Raw genomic sequence first — 17,259 nt, 5'->3', positions numbered from 1 at the left:
GCAATATCTAAAGTAGATGAGGAGAAAGACCATGACAGTAGATAACGGAGTCAGAATCGTCGCGGGTTGCATGTTGCTGCTCTCGCTGATCCTTACCACCTGGGTTCATCCGGGCTTTGTCTGGTTGAGTGCCTTTGTCGGGGTCAACCTGATCCAGAGCGCATTCACCGGTTTCTGCCCGGCAGCGATGATCCTCAAACGGATAGGATTTAAATAACAGGGTCGGATGACCCAGGCTCATATGAGCGTGTAATAAACGCAGGAGGCTGAACATGGCAACGGTAATCGTCATCGGCGCGGGTCTCGGGGGCATGTCTGCCGCCTACGAACTCAAGGCCGAACTGGGCAAGCAGCATGAGGTGATCCTCATCAATGACAAGCCGGACTTTGAATTTACCCCCTCCAACCCCTGGATTGCCGTCCAGTGGCGGGAGCGCAAGGAGACCTCGATCCCCATCGAACCCCATGTGAAGAAAAAGGGGATCCGCTTTATCCATGCCGCCCTGACCGAGCTGCAACCGGCGGCGCAGCAGCTCACCCTCTCCGATGGCCAGACCCTGCGTTACGACTTTCTGGCGATCTGCACCGGCCCGGCCCTCGCCTTTGACGAGGTGACGGGGGCTGGCCCCGAATCCGGTGGCACCACCAGCGTCTGTACCCTCTCCCACGCCGAAGAGTGCCGCCACAGTGTCAGCGCACTGGTCGATGAGCCCGGCCCTGTGATTGTCGGCGCCATGCCGGGCGCCTCCTGCTTCGGCCCCGCCTACGAGTATGCGTTCATCCTCGATCGCCACCTGCGCGACAAGAAGGTGAGAAAAAATGTGCCCATGACTTTTGTCACCAGCGAGCCCTACATCGGCCATCTGGGTCTCAACGGCGTGGGTGACTCCAAGGGGATGCTGGAGAGCGAACTGCGGATGCGCGACGTGCAGTGGATCTGCAATGCCCGCACCGTGGCGGCGCAAGATGGCCAGATGACGGTGGAGGAGCTGGACGATGAGGGCAACATCAAGCGCACCCACACCCTGCCCTACAAACACGCCATGATGCTGCCCGCCTTTGTCGGCATTGCGCCGCTGCGGGGCATCGAGGGGCTGGTCAATCCCCGCGGCTTTGTCATCGTCGACGAACACCAGCGCAATCCCGCCTTCCCGCAGATTTACGCCGCCGGTGTCTGCATCGCCATTGCACCGCCGCACAAGACGCCGGTACCAACTGGGGTGCCCAAGACCGGTTACATGATTGAGGCGATGGTGCGCACCCTGAGCCACAACATCAAGGCGGAGCTCAGCGGCCAGCCGCCGGTGACCAAGGCAGTGTGGAATGCCATCTGTCTGGCAGACATGGGGGACACCGGTGCCGCCTTCGTCGCCATGCCGCAGATCCCGCCGCGCAACGTCGCCTGGTTCAAGAAAGGGAAGTGGGTCCATCTGGCCAAGATCGCCTTTGAGAAGTACTTTCTGCACAAGATGCAGGTGGGGGATACCGAGCCCATCTACGAGAAACTGATGCTCAAATACCTCGGCATCGACAAGACCGAATGACCCCGCAGACCCGGCCCTCGCCGGGTCTCTTTTTACGGCCCTGCGTGGCAAAACGGGGCTTTCGATTATGTTTCAAGATGTTGCTGCGGGCGGCGCGGGGTTTACCCTGCCCGCCGCCTCGGCTATCATTCGAGCCTCTTATCAATAGCGGAGACCATCAGTGGGCAACTCATCAAGTGACAGTTGTAGACCGACCCTCATCGTCGGTACCAAGGTCGCGAGCTAGCCGCAGGTCTTTCTCTGCCGCCACTCGCAACCCTGCGAGAAGCGGAAATCCACTCCCCTCTTCTCCCTTTTTACACTTGACGTCTGGCAACCAGTGGCCAACCGCCACGGTCGCCATGCCTGCATAGTTTCTGCTTCCCACAAGGAGGCTGCTATGCGTTTTATCTCAATCAAACCGGCTGCGGATCGCGCGGTCGCAACAGGTTCTGTTGCAACCCGGGCTCACCCCCTGTTGAGCCGGCTCGGCCGTGGCATGCTGCCACGCTGGCTGGGCGGCAAACCGCGTCAGCACCACTACCGGCTGCAGATCCGCTGTGAGGATCGCGCCGATATGGAGCAGGTGCTGGATATGGTGAACCACACCCTGCAACCGGCCGGGCTGCAACCGATGCAATCGATGAAGCCGGGTCGCGGCGGTGGGCGAGAGCTGGTGCTCAACCTGCAGTGCACCCCGCCCCAGCGACGCTATCTGGTGCAGTTCGTTCATCAGGTCGGAGTAGCACATCCGGTGCGCTGGCAACTGCGCCCGCGCATCGACTGCGATCCCGAACTCAACTGACCGCACACCTGCGTTAACCACAGTGAAAGGGGCCAGCCACGCTGGCCCCGCTTGTTGCGTCCTCTCCGAGCGTCAGGGCATCCGATGATGCTCCCGCCTCGGGACGCCGCGTTTTTGTTTGTCTGCTGGCCATCCGCGCAATCATCCCCTGATCCATCCGCCTCCCGGCGTTTCATCGTGGATTGCGCCAAGCCAGCGCTCATCAGAAGGAGTACGCCATGAAGATGTGGCAACAAATTGACATGATCTCCCTGCTCGACACCCTGGCCAGCCTGCTGCTCGCCTTTGTGCTTGGCAGTCTGGTCGGGCTGGAGCGCCAGTACCGCCAACGTACCGCGGGCCTGCGCACCAACGTGCTGGTCGCCGTAGGGGCCGCCCTGTTCGTCAGTCTGGCCCAGCGTATCTATGACCTGCACGGCGGCAACTACAACGTGGTCCATGTGGTGGCCTATATCGTCTCCGGCATCGGCTTTCTCGGCGCCGGCGTCATCATGCGCGAGTCGGGCAATATCCGCGGCATCAACACCGCCGCCACTCTCTGGGGTGTCGCTGCGGTCGGTGCCGCCTGTGGCGCAGGGCTGGCCATGGAGGCAATTCTGGGCGCCCTGTTCGTGCTCGCCGCCAACACCCTGTTGCGGCCGCTGGTCAATCAGATCAACCGCCGCCCGGTGGACAATACCGACACCGAAGTCACCTACAAGGTGACGGCCCTGACCCAGCGTGAACATCAAAAAGAGGTGCTGCACTGGCTCGAGGAGATGCTGGAGCAGGCCAACTACCCCCTGAGCGAACTCGATATCGAGCCGTTTGGCGAGGGGGATCTGGAGATCTCGGCGGTGCTGCTGGCTACCTCCATCGATGGCGACGAGCTGGATGCCCTGATGCAAAAGCTGGCCATCCACCCCCATATCAAGCAGGTGTTCTGGCGCACCAGTACCACCGATTGAGCCGTTGGTCAGAGGAACGAACCATCCGCCCGCAGCAAAAAGCCCCGCCAGCAATGGCGGGGCTTTTTCATATGGATGGGCGAAGAGTGGCTAGCGGCGACTGCGCCAGCGCACCCTGGGGGTGATCACCTGGGCAGTCTGCGCCGGGGGATTACCTGCAATCAATTGCTGCATCAGCTCGAAAGCGGCGAGGGCCAGCGCCGGACAATCCTGCGCCACCGAGTCGATGCGCATGGGAATGCAGTCGAGCAGGTCGTGATCATCGAAGGTGCACAGGCGCATGCCTGTCTCCATCAACCCCGCCTCGTTGAGGTAGCGCAGCACCCCTTCCAGCAGGGTAAAGGAGGCAGTAAAGAGCCCCCTGGGGGGCGCCCCCAGCTCGGCCACCAGCTCGGCCATCAGCTGATAACCGGAGCTCGGCTGGTAGTCGCGATGGCGCACCCGGGCGGCATCGGCTTCAAAACCGGCGCGATGAAGCCCCAGCTCATAGCCCGCCAGCCGGTGACGGCTGGGGGAGAGATCCAGCAGGCCGCCGAAGTAGTAGATCTGCTCGCCGCACTCGCTGGCCATGTCCCGCACCAGCTCGGCGGTCGCCTTGCAGGCATCGGAGATCACCATGGGCAGGCGCGACTCGCCAATATGGCGGTCGAGCTGCACCACCGGCAGGCGGTCGTGAATGCGGGTATAGATGTCATCGCTGTGGCCGCTGGAGGCGACAATCAGCCCATCCACCTGACGGCTGATGAGGTTGTCCACCACCCGCTGCTCGAGAGCGGGATCATCCTCGGAGCAGGCGATCAGCAGCTGGATGCCCGCCTCCCGGCAGTGCGCCTCGAGGGCACGGGCAATGCGGGCAAAACCGAAGTTGGTGAGATCGGGTATCACCAGTCCCCAGGTGTAACTGCGGGTCTCACGCAGGGAGCGGGCGTGAAAGCTAGGCAGGTAGTGATACTCCTCCGCCACCGCCTGAATGCGCTTGCGGGTATCATCGGCGATCCGGTACTCCGCACTCTTCCCGTTGAGCACCAGACTGGCGGTCGCCTTGGACACCCCCGCCAGTTCGGCGATCTGGGCAATCGTGATCCGTTTCTTCTTCTCCACCTGGCCTCCCGGCTGACTAGAACCGGGCTATTGTACTAGGCACACCGACAGCGGCCAGTGATTGAGGCAAATTTTGCAGCCATCATCGCCGTTACCTGATGAAAGTTGCGGCTTTTCCCCTGGAAAGTAGCGCGCCGACAAGCTGTGACGACCCTCATCGATGAAGCACTCCAGACTGGAGCGATCGCATAGCACGGTGATCCGCCCGCCAGCCCATGGGCTGCTGCGGGTCTCCCACGCTCCGCTCTGCCAGTTCTGGCGCCGCAAGGTGATGCGCCCCGGCTGCCAACACAGCTCGGCCACTGCGCCAAACCAAATACTCCCCTCACCGCAGAGATCCAGATCGAGCCAGGCCGAGTCGATGGCCAGCCCCGGAAATTCGCCAAGCGTCCCCTCGAAACGGGTCAACTCTCCCTTCAATGCCGCAAGCTCCGCCACCGGCCGCTGGCAGAGCCACTCATCCTGCCAGAACAGCTCCCGCGGGCAGCTCATCTGGTGGATCCAGCCATGAGCGACTGTGGGCTGGCTCATCTCGTTCTCCTCCGGTAGACCCAGCCAGCCAAACAGCAAGCGCCGACCCTGGCTATCCAGAGTGGTCTGGGGGGCATAGAACTCGAAGCCCCGGTCCAGCTCGTGGAAAGCCCCGTGCTCGAAGCGCTCGCCGTCGAAGTTGCCCGCCAACCAGCCGCACTGGTAGAGGTTGCGATAATCCTCGCCTGCCGGGGCAATCCCTTGCGGGCAGCTGATCAGCACATGGCGATCCCCTAGCGGGAAGAGATCCGGGCACTCCCACATATAACCAAACTCACCCAGCCCCCCTCGCCCGCTACCGGCGATGGGACCCACCCGCTGCCAGCTCTGCAGGGTGTCGCCGCGATAGAGCAGCACTTCACCCTTGTCATCCAGAGTGCGGGCTCCCAGCACCATCAGCCACTGCTGGCCGTCGTGCCACACCTTGGGGTCGCGCACATGGCCGCTGTAGCCTTCGGGCAGATCCAGCACAGGCCCCAGCTTGGCAAAACCGCCCTCACCGTCGGCGCGGGCCAGACACTGATAGGCGGTGCGGCTGCCATCCGGGTATTTGACATTGCCGGTGTAGATGAGGGTCAAACGCCCCTGCTCGTCGCTCACCGCAGAGCCCGAATAGCAGCCGTGGCTCTCATAGGCTTCGGTGGGCAACAGCGCCACCGGCTCGTGCTGCCAATGCAGCAGATCGGTGGAGGTGACATGCCCCCAGCCCTTGTTGCGGTGCTCGCAGCCAAGCGGGTTCCACTGGTAGAAGAGGTGGTAGCGCCCGTTGTGCTCGATAAAGCCGTTGGGATCGTTAAGCAGCCCCACCGGGGCTGCCAGATGCCAGCGGGGCCGATGGGGATCGGCCGCCGCCTTGAGCTGTCCGGCCAGCAACGACCGGACAATCTGGTTGAGAAGATCGCTTTCCTTCATCACTCCACCTTGTACTTGAGCAGGTAGGAAGCGGCGAAAGCGGCGCCAAAGGCGATCACCAGCCCGATGATGTAGTGAATAAGGCTCATGGGCTGGACGATGGCCATACCGGGAATACCGGTCAGCCCCACCGCCGTCATCCCCACCTTGGCCGCCACCACGTAGGCGCCGCCGCAGGCCCCGCCAAACAGACCGGCGAGGAAGGGTTTGATGTAACGCAGGTTCACCCCGAAGATCGCCGCTTCCGTGATACCCAGCAGGCAGGACATGGCAGCCGGCACGGTAATGGCCTTGATCTTCACGTCGCGAGTCTTGAAGTAGACCGCGAGGCAAGCCCCGCCCTGTGCCACGTTGGCCATAGCCCAGATGGGCAGCAGGAAGTTGACGCCAATTTGCGGATTGGCCAGCAGCCCCGCCTCGATGGCATGGAAGCTGTGATGAATGCCGGTGATGACGATCAGCGAATAGGTGCCGCCAAATACCAGCCCCGCCAGCCAGCCTGCCTGCTCATAGAGGGCGCTCAGACCAAACGAGATGCCATCCCCCAGCACCCGACCCGCCGGGCCGATAAAGAGTAGCGCCACGAAGCCGGTGATGATGACGGTCAAAAACGGGGTGAGGATCAGATCCAGCGCATCCGGAATGCGCTTGCGCAGCTGTTTCTCCAGATGGGACATAAACCAGACCGCCAAGAGCACCGGGAAGACGGTACCCTGATAGCCGATCATGGCGACATCGAGACCGAAGAAATCCATGGTCTTGAAGCCACCGGCCACGCCCCAGGCGTTGGTCAGCGCAGGATGGGTGAGAATACCGCCGAGGGTCGCCCCGAGGTACGGATTGCCGCCAAACTCACGTGCTGCCGTAAAGCCGATGAGGATCGGCAATATGATAAAGGCCGCCGAGCTGAACATGTCGAGCATCACAAACAGAGCGCTGTCGGCATTGGCCCAGCCGTAGGTGCGCACCATGCCGAGCAGCCCCATCAGCAGGCCCGAGGCGACGATGGCCGGAATGATCGGCACGAAGATGTTGGAGAGGGTTCGCGCCAACCGTTGGGCCACGTTGAGCTTGGCCGCCGCCATGTCGGTCAGTTCCGCCTTGCTGGCGGTGCCGGTACCGGTCAGCGCCACAAACTCCGCATAGACCTTGTTGACCAGACCGGTGCCGAAGATCACCTGAATTTGGCCCGCGTTGCTAAAGCACCCCTTGACCCCCTCCAGCTTGTCGATGGCGGCCTTGTTTACCTTGCTGTCATCGGCCAGCACCAGCCGCAGCCGGGTGGCGCAGTGGGCAGCGCTGACGATGTTCTCCTTGCCCCCGAGCAGGGGCACCAGATCCTTGGCTATCGCACTGATATTCATATTCTTCCTCTTATGACCCGCCACGCTGGCGGGCCCTTGTCACATGAGAGTAGGGGCTGTCGAGCCGGGCTTCTAGCCGCAGATCAACAGCCGCTTGCGCCTGATCGCAAAAAGGCATCCAGTTCGGTGCGGGTCGGCAACGCCGTCATCGCCCCCTTGGCGGTGGTGGCGAGCGCCCCGCAGCCGTGGGCCTGAGCCAGGATGGCGGGCAGCTCGGCCAGCGTCGGCAGCGACGAGCGCCCGGCCAGCGCCGCCAGCAGACCGGCGACGAAGGCATCCCCCGCCCCCGTGGTGTCGATGGGCGTCACTTTCTGCCCCACCCACTCCAGCAACTCGCCATCAAGGCGAGCCACCACACCGGCCGCCCCTCTGGTCACCAGCACCAGCGCCGGGCCAGAGAGAGTGGCGAGCCCGGCAGCCAGATCATCCTCGCCACTCAGCAGTTGCAGCTCCTCAATGGAGAGCTTGACCACATCCGCCTGCGCGATGGCCTGACGCACCAGCGGCAGCATCTCGGCCGGGTTGCCCCACACCTCGGGGCGCAGATTGGGGTCGAAGCAGACTCGCCCGCCTTCCGCCTTGATGGCTGCCATGGCCTGCAGGCAGCTGGTGCGCACCGGCTCGTTGGCGAGCGCGATGGAGCAGGTGAGCAACCACTGACCGACCTTGAAACGGGGCAACTCATCCGGGGTGAGGAACTGGTCGGCACTGGGGCGCACCATAAAGGTGAAGCTGCGCTCCCCCTCGTCATCCAGTTCTACCAGCACGGTCGAGGTGCGATGGTCAGGATCGAGCCACAGCGCGGCCACATCCACCCCCTCCCCGCTCAGGGTATCGGCCATAAAGCGGCCGAACGGATCGGCGCCGACCCGGCCGATAAAGGCCGCATCGCCACCCAGCCGTGCCACGCCAACCGCCACATTGGCGGGCGCGCCACCCGGACACTTGAGGTAGTGCAACGCCCCTTCCGGGATCAAGTCCACCACCGCATCCCCCATTACCCACACACGATTCGTCACCTTGCTACTCCACTGCTGCATCGGATCCACGGTCCAACCCGAACTCTGTTCTATTGGCTGGCATTATCGGCTAAACCGTTTTAGCCAACCAATAGATCTCGGCACCGGTTGCCATTTTTGTGATCGGGATAACGAACTAGAACCAGGTTTCCATCTGTACGCCAAAGTTCCACTCGCCACCGGCGGTGAAGTTGCTCTGGCCCATGGCATCGTCGCTGGCGTAGTTGTCGAGCTCGGAGGACCAGTCCATCCAGCTGGCGAACACCCGAAGCTCAGGCCGCTCGAAGAAACCGGCGGTCTGCGCCTTGAAGGTGGGGGCGAAGGTGAGCTTGGTGAAGTTGCCGTTCACCGCCTGGCGTCCCTTGTAGCCCTTGGGATCGAGATCCATGTACTGCCAGGCCGCCTCGTAGACCAGCTCCACGTTCTGGCTCAGCACCTGCGCCACCCGGGTATTGACGGTGAGCCAGCGATACTCGTCCCCTTTCACGTAGCGATCCTGACTCTGCTCGGCCAGCAGGGCCGGGGCAAAACGCCAGCGCGAGTTGAGATCGGTGGCGCCAAACACGGCGACCCGCACCGCATCGGCGTCCGGCAACAGCTCGCTGTCAGAGCCCAGCCCCTTGACCTCGGCCCCCAGCCCATGACCGTACAGCACAGCCGCCTTGGCAAAACCGGGGTTGAGGCCAAAGAAGCTCTCGCCGTGGTAGGCCAGCAGGGTGTGTGCCCCCTTGTCCGCCGCCTCGCTGCCCTCCCCCTTGTCATTGATGCGGGCGTCATTGTCCTTGGCCGAGAGACCGTTCACCATCCACTGCCAGTTACCGACGCGGTTGTTCATGGTGAGGATGTAGCTCTCGATATCGGAGAGACCGCTGGCGCTGATGTCGCCGTAATCGCGGCCATAGAGGGAGAAGTTGGCCTTCCAGCTGTCGGCGAGCTGCACGTCGTAAACGCCGCCGCCGGTACCGGCCAGGAACACCACGTCGGAATCGAGCCAGTGGATGTCGAAGTTGTCGCGGTCAAAGCGCTTGCCCGCCCACAGCACCGCATTCTTGAAGGGGCCGTCGAAGCTCGCCAGATTGCCGATCTCGGCAAACACCTGACGGGTATTGAGGCTCGAATCGCTGGCGGTCCAGTCGTTGCTGGTCTCCACCCCGTCTGCCAGCATCAGCTTGTAGCGAGCCCAGCTGCCATCCTCGAAGGTCTGGGTTTTCAGCAGGTTGGCCTCCATGTAGGTGTCATCTTCGTTGCCAAGGCGACCGACGGCCCCGCCCACCGAACCGGCTGGCGTGATGTAGGGGCCGCCGCGCCCGCCGTTGCCATTGCTGTTTACCAACAGGCCCGAGCGGGCATAGCCGTGAAACTCGAAGCCCTGGGCACCAGCGGTCTTTTCATCCACCTGCTGGCTGCGGTTGTTGGCCACCTGCGCCTGCTCGCTGGCCGCGCTCGCCTTCACTTCCGCCTGACTGGCACGGCTCTCTGCTGCCTCGGCTCTCGCTTCAGCCGCCTGTACCCGCGCCTCCAGCGCCGCCAGACGGGCCTCGATACCGCCATCCGCCGCCCACAGCGGGCTGCTCATCCCCAATCCCAGCGCTACCGCCAGCGCCAACTTGCTCTTGAACATCATCATCTTCCTCACCTGTCATCTGTGGCCCGGACGGGCGCTGTTGTTATCGACAGCCAGAGCATAGCTAAACCAATTTAGCCAACTCAATACAGCAACTAAACCGTTTCAGCAGCAGTGTGAGCGGGATAACATTTGTACAGCAGGAATTGGCGGGAGTTGTGAGGAGGATCCCTCATCAGGATCCACTCAATAAGGCGGATCCTGGCGAAATGACAGGCAAAAAAAGAGCCGGCACAAGGCCGGCTCTGTTTATTCGGGTCGCTGAAATCAGCTGGTCAGATCGTCGAAGAAGCGTTTCACCCCTTCGAAGAAGCCTTCCGATTTCGGCTTGTGGGTCTTGGCAGCGGCACCGCTAAACGACTCGTCCAGCTGGCGCAACAGCTCTTTCTGCTGCTCGGTGAGGTTGACCGGCGTCTCGATCACCACCTTGCACATCAGATCCCCTACCTGACCGGAGCGCACGGATTTCACGCCCTTGCCGCGCATGCGGAACATCTTGCCGGTCTGGGTCTCCGGAGTGACCTTGAGCTTGACGCGGCCATCCAGGGTCGGCACTTCAATCTCGCCACCGAGGGCGGCTGCGGTGAAGCTGATGGGCACTTCGCAGTAGAGGTTGTTGCCGTCACGCACGAAGATCTCGTGCTCTTTGACGTGCACCTGTACGTAGAGATCACCTGCCGGTGCTCCTGCTTCCCCCGCTTCCCCTTCGCCGGAGAGACGGATGCGATCGCCGGTATCGACGCCCGCCGGAATTTTCACCGACAGGGTCTTGGTGCGCTGGTAGCGACCTTCACCGTGGCACTTGCGGCACGGATCCTTGATGATCTTGCCGCGGCCGTGACAGTGCGGACACGCCTGCTGCACCGCGAAGAAGCCCTGACGCATCTGCACCTGGCCGGAGCCGTGGCAGGTCGGGCAGGTCTGGGCACTGCTGCCGGTGTGGGCACCGGAGCCGTTACAGACTTCGCAGTGAACCAGGGTCGGCACCTTGATCTCCTTGGAGACCCCGCGCACCGCCTCTTCCAGCGTCAGCTCCATGGTGTAACGCAGGTCGGAGCCACGGGCCGGGCCACGACGGGCACCACCACGGCCACCGCCGAAGATGTCACCGAATACGTCACCAAACATGTCGGCGAAGTCGGCACCGCCGCCAAAGCCACCGTGGCCACCGCCCCCCTGGCTCGGGTCGACACCGGCATGGCCGTACTGGTCGTAACGGGCACGCAGGTTGGCATCGGTCAGGACCTCGTAGGCTTCCTTGACCTCTTTGAACTTCTCTTCGGATGCGGCATCACCCTGATTACGATCCGGGTGATACTTCATGGCCAGGCGCTTGTACGCCTTCTTGATCTCGCGATCGTCGGCATCTTTCGCCACACCCAGTACTTCGTAGAAATCGCGCTTCGACATACTCATCCTGTGGTTACGCAGACGGGCGTTGGTTACCCAACGCCCGTGAACTCATTGACCAAGCCGATGGGCGAAGCGGACTTCGCCCATCTGGGTAGGGCTTACTTCTTGTCGTCTTTCACTTCTTCGAACTCGGCGTCGACTACGTCGTCGTCAGCCTTGGCAGAAGAGGAGGACTGACCGGCATCAGCACCTGCTGCACCCTGGGCCTGAGCCTGCTGCTGGGCAATTTCCATCAGCTTCTGGGACGCTTCCAGCAGAGCCTGCTGCTTGGCTTCGATTGCAGCCTTGTCGTCACCCTTGATGGCCACTTCCAGCTCGCTCAGAGCGGCTTCGATCTTGGTCTTGTCGTCGGCAGGCAGAGCTTCACCGGCTTCGGTGATCTGCTTGCGAACGGAGTGGACCAGACCATCAGCCTGGTTGCGAGCCTGTACCAGCTCTTCAAACTTCTTGTCCTCGGCCGCATTGGCTTCGGCTTCGCGTACCATGCGCTCGATCTCGTCATCAGACAGACCAGAGGAGGCCTGGATGGTGATCTTCTGCTCTTTGTTGGTCTCTTTGTCTTTCGCAGAGACGTGCAGGATACCGTTGGCATCGATGTCGAAGGTCACTTCGATCTGCGGCAGACCACGCGGTGCCGGACGGATGCCTTCCAGGTTGAACTGGCCCAGAGACTTGTTGTCGCTGGCGCGCTTGCGCTCACCCTGCAGCACGTGAATGGTCACGGCAGACTGGTTGTCTTCGGCAGTGGAGAACACCTGGGACTTCTTGGTCGGAATGGTGGTGTTCTTCTCGATCAGCGCAGTCATCACGCTACCCATGGTTTCGATACCCAGGGAGAGCGGGGTAACGTCCAGCAGCAGTACGTCGGTCTTGTCACCGGACAGTACGGCGCCCTGGATGGCAGCCCCCATGGCCACGGCTTCGTCCGGGTTGACGTCTTTACGCGGCTCTTTGCCAAAGAACTCGGCAACGGTCTTCTGAACCAGCGGCATACGGGTCTGACCACCAACCAGGATCACGTCGTCGATCTCGCCAACTGCCAGACCGGAGTCTTTCAGGGCGACACGAACCGGCTCCAGAGAGTCTTTCACCATGTCTTCTACCAGGGATTCCAGCTTGGCGCGGGTCACCTTGATGTTCATGTGCTTCGGACCAGTGGCATCTGCAGTGATGTACGGCAGGTTGACGTCGGTCTGCTGGGCAGAAGAGAGCTCGATCTTGGCTTTCTCGGCGGCATCTTTCAGACGCTGCAGAGCCAGCTGGTCGTTGCGCAGGTCGATGCCCTGCTCACGCTTGAACTCGTCTACCAGATAGTTGATGACGCGGTTGTCGAAGTCTTCACCACCCAGGTGGGTGTTACCGTTGGTCGCCAGTACTTCGAAGGTGGTTTCGCCTTCAACTTCATCGATCTCGATGATGGAGATATCGAAAGTACCGCCACCCAGGTCATATACGGCAACCTTGCGCTCGCCCTTGACCTTGTTAACGCCGTAAGCGAAAGCAGCAGCAGTCGGCTCGTTGATGATGCGTTTTACATCCAGACCTGCGATGCGACCGGCATCCTTGGTAGCCTGACGCTGGGCGTCGTTGAAGTAGGCCGGAACAGTGATAACGGCTTCGGTTACCGGCTCGCCCAGATAGTCTTCGGCGGTCTTCTTCATCTTTTTCAGCACTTCGGCAGAGATCTGCGGCGGTGCCATTTTCTTGCCCTTCACTTCAACCCAGGCGTCGCCGTTGTCAGCTTTGGCGATGGCGTACGGCATGATTTTCAGGTCACGCTGCACTTCTTCATCTTCAAAACGACGACCGATCAGACGCTTGATGGCGAACAGGGTGTTTTTCGGGTTGGTGATGGCCTGACGCTTGGCCGGCTGACCAACCAGGATCTCGCCATCATCGGCATAGGCAATGATGGACGGAGTAGTACGATCGCCTTCTGCGTTCTCGATCACGCGAGCAGTGTCGCCATCCAGAATAGCGACGCAGGAGTTGGTAGTACCCAGGTCAATACCGATGATTTTACCCATTTGACGAATCTCCAAATACTTTGAATAAACTGGCGAGGAACTCGCCTTAATGCGTTAACGGCTAGGTGGGGGCTGCCAATCTGGCTTTCAAGCTCCCGGCATCAAATTTTTTGTGCCGCCGCGGCCTTGCTACCTATATGGGGTCGCCAGACGCAGCTTCAAGCCCCAACCCTAAAAAACCACACCCTTTGTCATGGTTGCGCGGTCACGTTGAGCCGTAAACCGGGCAAGATGAACAGGTGCTGCACTGCGAAACAAAAAGCCCGCCACAGGGCGGGCTCGGGCACCCACAGCCAATCAGTCGACCGCTTTGGCGATCATCACCATGGCCGGACGGATCACCCGACCGTTGAGGTCATAGCCCTTCTGCATCACGGCAATGACGGTGTTCGGGGCCACATCGGCACTCGGCACCATGCTCATCGCCTGATGGGCGTTGGGGTCAAACGGCTGGTTGATCGGGTCGAGCGCCACCAGACCAAACTTGGCCACGCCGCTCTGCATGGATTTCAGGGTCAGCTCGACACCTTCGATCATCGGCTTGAGGGCTTCGTTCTCCTTGTCGGCCAGTTCGATGGCACGCTCAAGGTTGTCCAGCACCGGCAGCAGTTCATTGGCGAACTTCTCCAGAGCGAATTTGTGCGCCTTCTCCACATCCAGCTCGGTACGACGGCGCAGGTTCTCCATCTCGGCGGCGGTACGCAGGGCGCGTTCACGCTCTTCCGCCGCTTTTTGGATGGCGGTTTCCAGCTGCGCTTCCAGTTCGGCAATACGGGCCTGCTCGGCTGTCACTTCACTGTCTACATCGGTCGGCTCGACTGGCTGGGCTTCCACTTGCTCCATCGCTTCAACCTTTTGCTCTTCGTGGTTCATGACATCTCCAATTCCGGGGTTACTTATGAGGGCCCTGACGTCTGGTTGAGCGACCGGACGACAACAGACCGACTATGTTGGCGCTATTATGGGGATGCATCCCCGGCTTTCAAGGGGTAAAGGGCAATCTGGGTTGCTGAATAGCCGCAACCGTCGGTTTATCCGGGTTACCGCTCACCGTTTAACCTGTAGCCTCAAGGGGATAGCCAGCCCCGTCACACGGGAGAGCGTCACAAGCGGAGCAAAGCACTGTATACTGGCCCGCAATACCCATCCCAGATCTGACTGACTATGGATTCTCCGTTCAAAACCATCGCCCTGATTGGCAAACCCCACCATGAGGGGGCCAACCAGACGCTGACCGGCCTGCATCAATACCTGACTGCCCGCGGCTTTCGGGTACTGGTGGAGAGCCGGGTCGCCCAGACCCTGAGCATCCTCGATGAAAACGTGATGGATCTGGTGCAACTGGGCCAGCAGGCCGATCTCGCCATCGTGGTGGGCGGTGACGGCAACATGCTGGGGGCGGCACGGGTGCTGTCGCGCTTCGATGTGGCGGTGATCGGGGTCAACCGGGGTAACCTCGGCTTTCTGACCGACCTCTCGCCGCAAGATTATCTATTGCCACTGGAGCAGGTGCTCTCCGGCCACTACAAGAGCGAACACCGCTTCCTGCTGGAGGCCTCGGTCTATCGCCACGGCGAGCGCAAGTCGAGCAATCTGGCGGTGAATGAAGCAGTACTGCACCCGGGCAAGATCGCCCATATGATCGAGTTCGAGGTCTATATCGATGGCAGCTTTATGTATAGCCAGCGCTCGGACGGCATCATAGTGGCCACCCCGACGGGCTCCACCGCCTACTCCCTGTCGGCGGGCGGCGCCATCCTCACCCCCAAGCTCAATGCCATCACGCTGGTGCCCATGTTCCCGCACACCCTGAGCAGTCGCCCCATCGTGCTCGATGCCGACAGCGAAGTGCGGCTGCTGGTATCACCCGACAATCAGGACGATGCCATGCAGGTCAGCTGTGATGGCCAGGTGACCCTGGCGGTCCACCCGGGGGACGAGATCCTCATCAAGAAGAGCCACCACCAGCTTCATCTGGTGCATCCGCTCGACTACAGCTACTTCCACGTGCTGCGCAACAAGCTCGGCTGGGGCAGCAAGCTGTTTTAATCGGCGCTGACCGACAACGGCATTGCCAGAGAGGGCGCCTGAATTGGCGCCCTTCTCTTTTCTGTCGTGGCAACATCCCCTGCACTCTCATATCCGTACCGCGTGCCAATAGTCAGTACCGCATTCTCATAGCCATACCGCACTGGCGCGGCTTTCCTTTGTTAAAAATGACGGCGCCCTCTTTACTGTATATAAGACCAGTATATACTGGATGCATACACAGTAATGTTGACCTATACAGGATGAGACCATGCTGACCCAGCTGACCGTCAACAACTTCGCCATCGTCAAGTTTCTCGAACTCGATCTGCAACCGGGCATGACCTGCATCACAGGTGAGACCGGTGCCGGTAAATCCATCGCCATCGATGCTCTCGGTCTCTGCCTCGGAGAGCGGGCCGAAGCGGGCATGGTGCGACCCGATAGCGATAAAAGCGAGGTCAGCGCCCGCTTCCTGCTGGACAACAACCCGGCCGCCCGCGCCTGGCTCGCCACCAACGAACTGGAAAACGAAGGTGAGTGTATCGTGCGGCGAGTCATCTCCGCCGAGGGTCGCTCCCGCAGCTATATCAACGGCGTGCCCGTCCCCCTCACCCAGCTCAAGAATCTGGGTCAGCTGCTGGTCAACGTACACGGTCAGCATGCCCACCAGATGCTGCTCAAACCCGACTACCAGCTCGCCCTGCTCGACGGCTATGCCGGTCACCATCTGCTGCTCGACGAGGTGCGACAGCACTATCAGCAGTGGCGTCAACTGCAAAACGAGCTGAACCGGCTCAAGGCCGAACAGCAGCAGCGGGAAGCCCGCCGCCAGCTGATCGAGTATCAGGTGCAGGAGCTGGACGAATTCGCCCTGCAACCGGGGGAGTTCGAAGAGATAGAAGAGGAGCACCAGCGTCTCGCCAACGGCACCGAGCTGATGCAGGAGTGCGGGGCTTGCCTCGATCTGCTCTATGACAACGAAGAGACCACTATCGCTGGCCTGCTGCAATCGGCCGTCGATCGGGCCGAGGGGCTGGTCAGCATGGACAGCCGCCTCACTCCGGTACTGGAGATGCTGAACGAAGCCCTGATCGGGGTGCAGGAGAGCCACAGCGAGCTGCGCAGCTATCTCGATCGGCTGGAGCTGGATCCCGAGCGGTTCAACGAGCTGGAAGCTCGCCTCTCCAAGGCGATCAATCTGGCCCGCAAGCACCACGTCAAACCGGCAGATCTGGCTCAGTACCATCAGGAGCTGGCCTCTGATCTCGCCCGCCTCAACTCCGATGAGGAGCGGTTAGAGGGGATGGAAGATGAGCTGGCCGAGGCTCGTCAGGCTTTTGTCCAGGCCGCCGAGGCCCTGAGCCAGAGCCGTCAGCGTTACGCCCAGGAGCTGGGCGCCAAGGTAACCAGCAGCATGCACGAACTGGCGATGCCCGATGGCCGCTTTGCCATCGAGGTGCGCCCCGATGCCCAGAGCAGCCTCTCTCCGCTGGGTATAGATCGGGTCGAATTTATGGTCACCACCAACCCGGGCCAACCGATCCAGCCGCTTGGCAAGGTAGCTTCGGGCGGTGAACTGTCGCGTATCAGCCTTGCCATCGTGGTGATCAGCGCTCGCAAGGTCTCCACTCCGACCCTGATTTTCGATGAAGTGGATGTGGGGATCAGCGGCCCGACTGCCGCCGTGGTGGGTCGCCTGCTGCGCCAGCTCGGCGAGTCCACTCAGGTGATGGTGGTCACTCACTTGCCTCAGGTGGCAGGCAACGGCCACCAGCATATGGTGGTGAGCAAGCATACCGATGGCAAAACCACCGAAACCCAAATGAGTGCCCTTGATGAGGCTGCCCGTCTCAATGAATTGGCACGGCTGCTTGGAGGCGACCAGATCACTGACAACACCTTGGCCAATGCCCGCGAGCTGCTGCGTCGATGAATCAGGTGATAAAGCCAATTTGCAGCGAT

General features: G+C 61.3%; 14 protein-coding genes. 6 read left to right on the top strand and 8 right to left on the bottom strand.

Annotated elements, in window-relative coordinates; genetic code table 11:
• Window positions 1-31: 31 nt before the first annotated feature.
• The 4 genes from ACB035_RS01140 (at window position 32) to ACB035_RS01125 (ending at window position 3,275) form a co-directional block, all read left to right on the top strand.
• The gene (locus ACB035_RS01140) at window positions 32-217 is read left to right on the top strand and encodes a DUF2892 domain-containing protein (RefSeq protein WP_005344304.1); all 186 of its coding nucleotides are present in this window, start codon (window positions 32-34) and stop codon (window positions 215-217) included.
• Window positions 218-272: 55 nt separating this feature from the next.
• Window positions 273-1,544, top strand: a complete 1,272-nt coding sequence (locus ACB035_RS01135; RefSeq protein ID WP_005338013.1) for an NAD(P)/FAD-dependent oxidoreductase — start codon at window positions 273-275, stop codon at window positions 1,542-1,544.
• Window positions 1,545-1,923: 379 nt separating this feature from the next.
• Window positions 1,924-2,328 (top strand): hypothetical protein, encoded by a 405-nt coding sequence (locus tag ACB035_RS01130; protein ID WP_075115460.1) that lies wholly within the window; start codon window positions 1,924-1,926, stop codon window positions 2,326-2,328.
• Window positions 2,329-2,546: 218 nt separating this feature from the next.
• Window positions 2,547-3,275 (top strand): MgtC/SapB family protein, encoded by a 729-nt coding sequence (locus ACB035_RS01125; protein ID WP_005338018.1) that lies wholly within the window; start codon window positions 2,547-2,549, stop codon window positions 3,273-3,275.
• A gap of 90 nt (window positions 3,276-3,365) precedes the next feature.
• Here ACB035_RS01125 and ACB035_RS01120 read toward each other — a convergent pair whose 3' ends face one another.
• The 8 genes from ACB035_RS01120 to grpE form a co-directional block, all read right to left on the bottom strand.
• Entirely contained in the window at window positions 3,366-4,376 is a 1,011-nt protein-coding gene (locus ACB035_RS01120) for a substrate-binding domain-containing protein (protein ID WP_371166468.1), read from the bottom strand.
• Between the two features lie 27 nt (window positions 4,377-4,403).
• The gene (locus ACB035_RS01115) at window positions 4,404-5,819 is read right to left on the bottom strand and encodes a glycoside hydrolase family 32 protein (RefSeq protein WP_371166467.1); all 1,416 of its coding nucleotides are present in this window, start codon (window positions 5,817-5,819) and stop codon (window positions 4,404-4,406) included.
• On the bottom strand, window positions 5,819-7,183 hold the full coding sequence (locus tag ACB035_RS01110; RefSeq protein WP_043818633.1) for a sucrose-specific PTS transporter subunit IIBC: 1,365 nt from the start codon (window positions 7,181-7,183) through the stop codon (window positions 5,819-5,821). Before ACB035_RS01110 ends, ACB035_RS01115 begins: the two co-directional genes overlap by 1 nt.
• Before the next feature lie 83 nt (window positions 7,184-7,266).
• A complete protein-coding gene (locus ACB035_RS01105) occupies window positions 7,267-8,223 on the bottom strand; it encodes an aminoimidazole riboside kinase (protein WP_371166466.1) in 957 nt (318 codons plus the stop codon).
• A 115-nt stretch (window positions 8,224-8,338) separates the two neighbouring features.
• Window positions 8,339-9,829: a carbohydrate porin gene (locus ACB035_RS01100; RefSeq protein WP_371166465.1), complete on the bottom strand. Its 1,491-nt coding sequence runs from the start codon at window positions 9,827-9,829 to the stop codon at window positions 8,339-8,341.
• A 264-nt stretch (window positions 9,830-10,093) separates the two neighbouring features.
• Window positions 10,094-11,236, bottom strand: a complete 1,143-nt coding sequence (gene dnaJ, locus ACB035_RS01095; protein WP_005338032.1) for a molecular chaperone DnaJ — start codon at window positions 11,234-11,236, stop codon at window positions 10,094-10,096.
• A 101-nt stretch (window positions 11,237-11,337) separates the two neighbouring features.
• Window positions 11,338-13,266 carry a molecular chaperone DnaK gene (gene dnaK / locus ACB035_RS01090; RefSeq protein WP_042053028.1) on the bottom strand — a complete coding sequence of 643 codons (1,929 nt, stop codon included), beginning with the start codon at window positions 13,264-13,266 and terminating at the stop codon, window positions 11,338-11,340.
• A 297-nt stretch (window positions 13,267-13,563) separates the two neighbouring features.
• Entirely contained in the window at window positions 13,564-14,139 is a 576-nt protein-coding gene (gene grpE / locus ACB035_RS01085) for a nucleotide exchange factor GrpE (RefSeq protein ID WP_005338036.1), read from the bottom strand.
• Window positions 14,140-14,430: 291 nt separating this feature from the next.
• Here grpE and nadK point away from each other — a divergent pair, with 291 nt between their 5' ends.
• Together nadK and recN are read left to right on the top strand one after the other, a co-directional pair.
• Window positions 14,431-15,315 carry an NAD(+) kinase gene (gene nadK / locus ACB035_RS01080; RefSeq protein WP_005338038.1) on the top strand — a complete coding sequence of 295 codons (885 nt, stop codon included), beginning with the start codon at window positions 14,431-14,433 and terminating at the stop codon, window positions 15,313-15,315.
• Window positions 15,316-15,565: 250 nt separating this feature from the next.
• Entirely contained in the window at window positions 15,566-17,230 is a 1,665-nt protein-coding gene (recN, locus tag ACB035_RS01075) for a DNA repair protein RecN (protein ID WP_106842548.1), read from the top strand.
• Window positions 17,231-17,259: the final 29 nt, after the last annotated feature.

It is taken from the genome of Aeromonas sp. S12(2024) (assembly GCF_041402305.1).
Classification (GTDB): domain Bacteria; phylum Pseudomonadota; class Gammaproteobacteria; order Enterobacterales; family Aeromonadaceae; genus Aeromonas; species Aeromonas veronii.
Note: the sequence above shows the minus strand (reverse complement) of the source record. Positions and strands in the feature narration are given on the sequence as shown.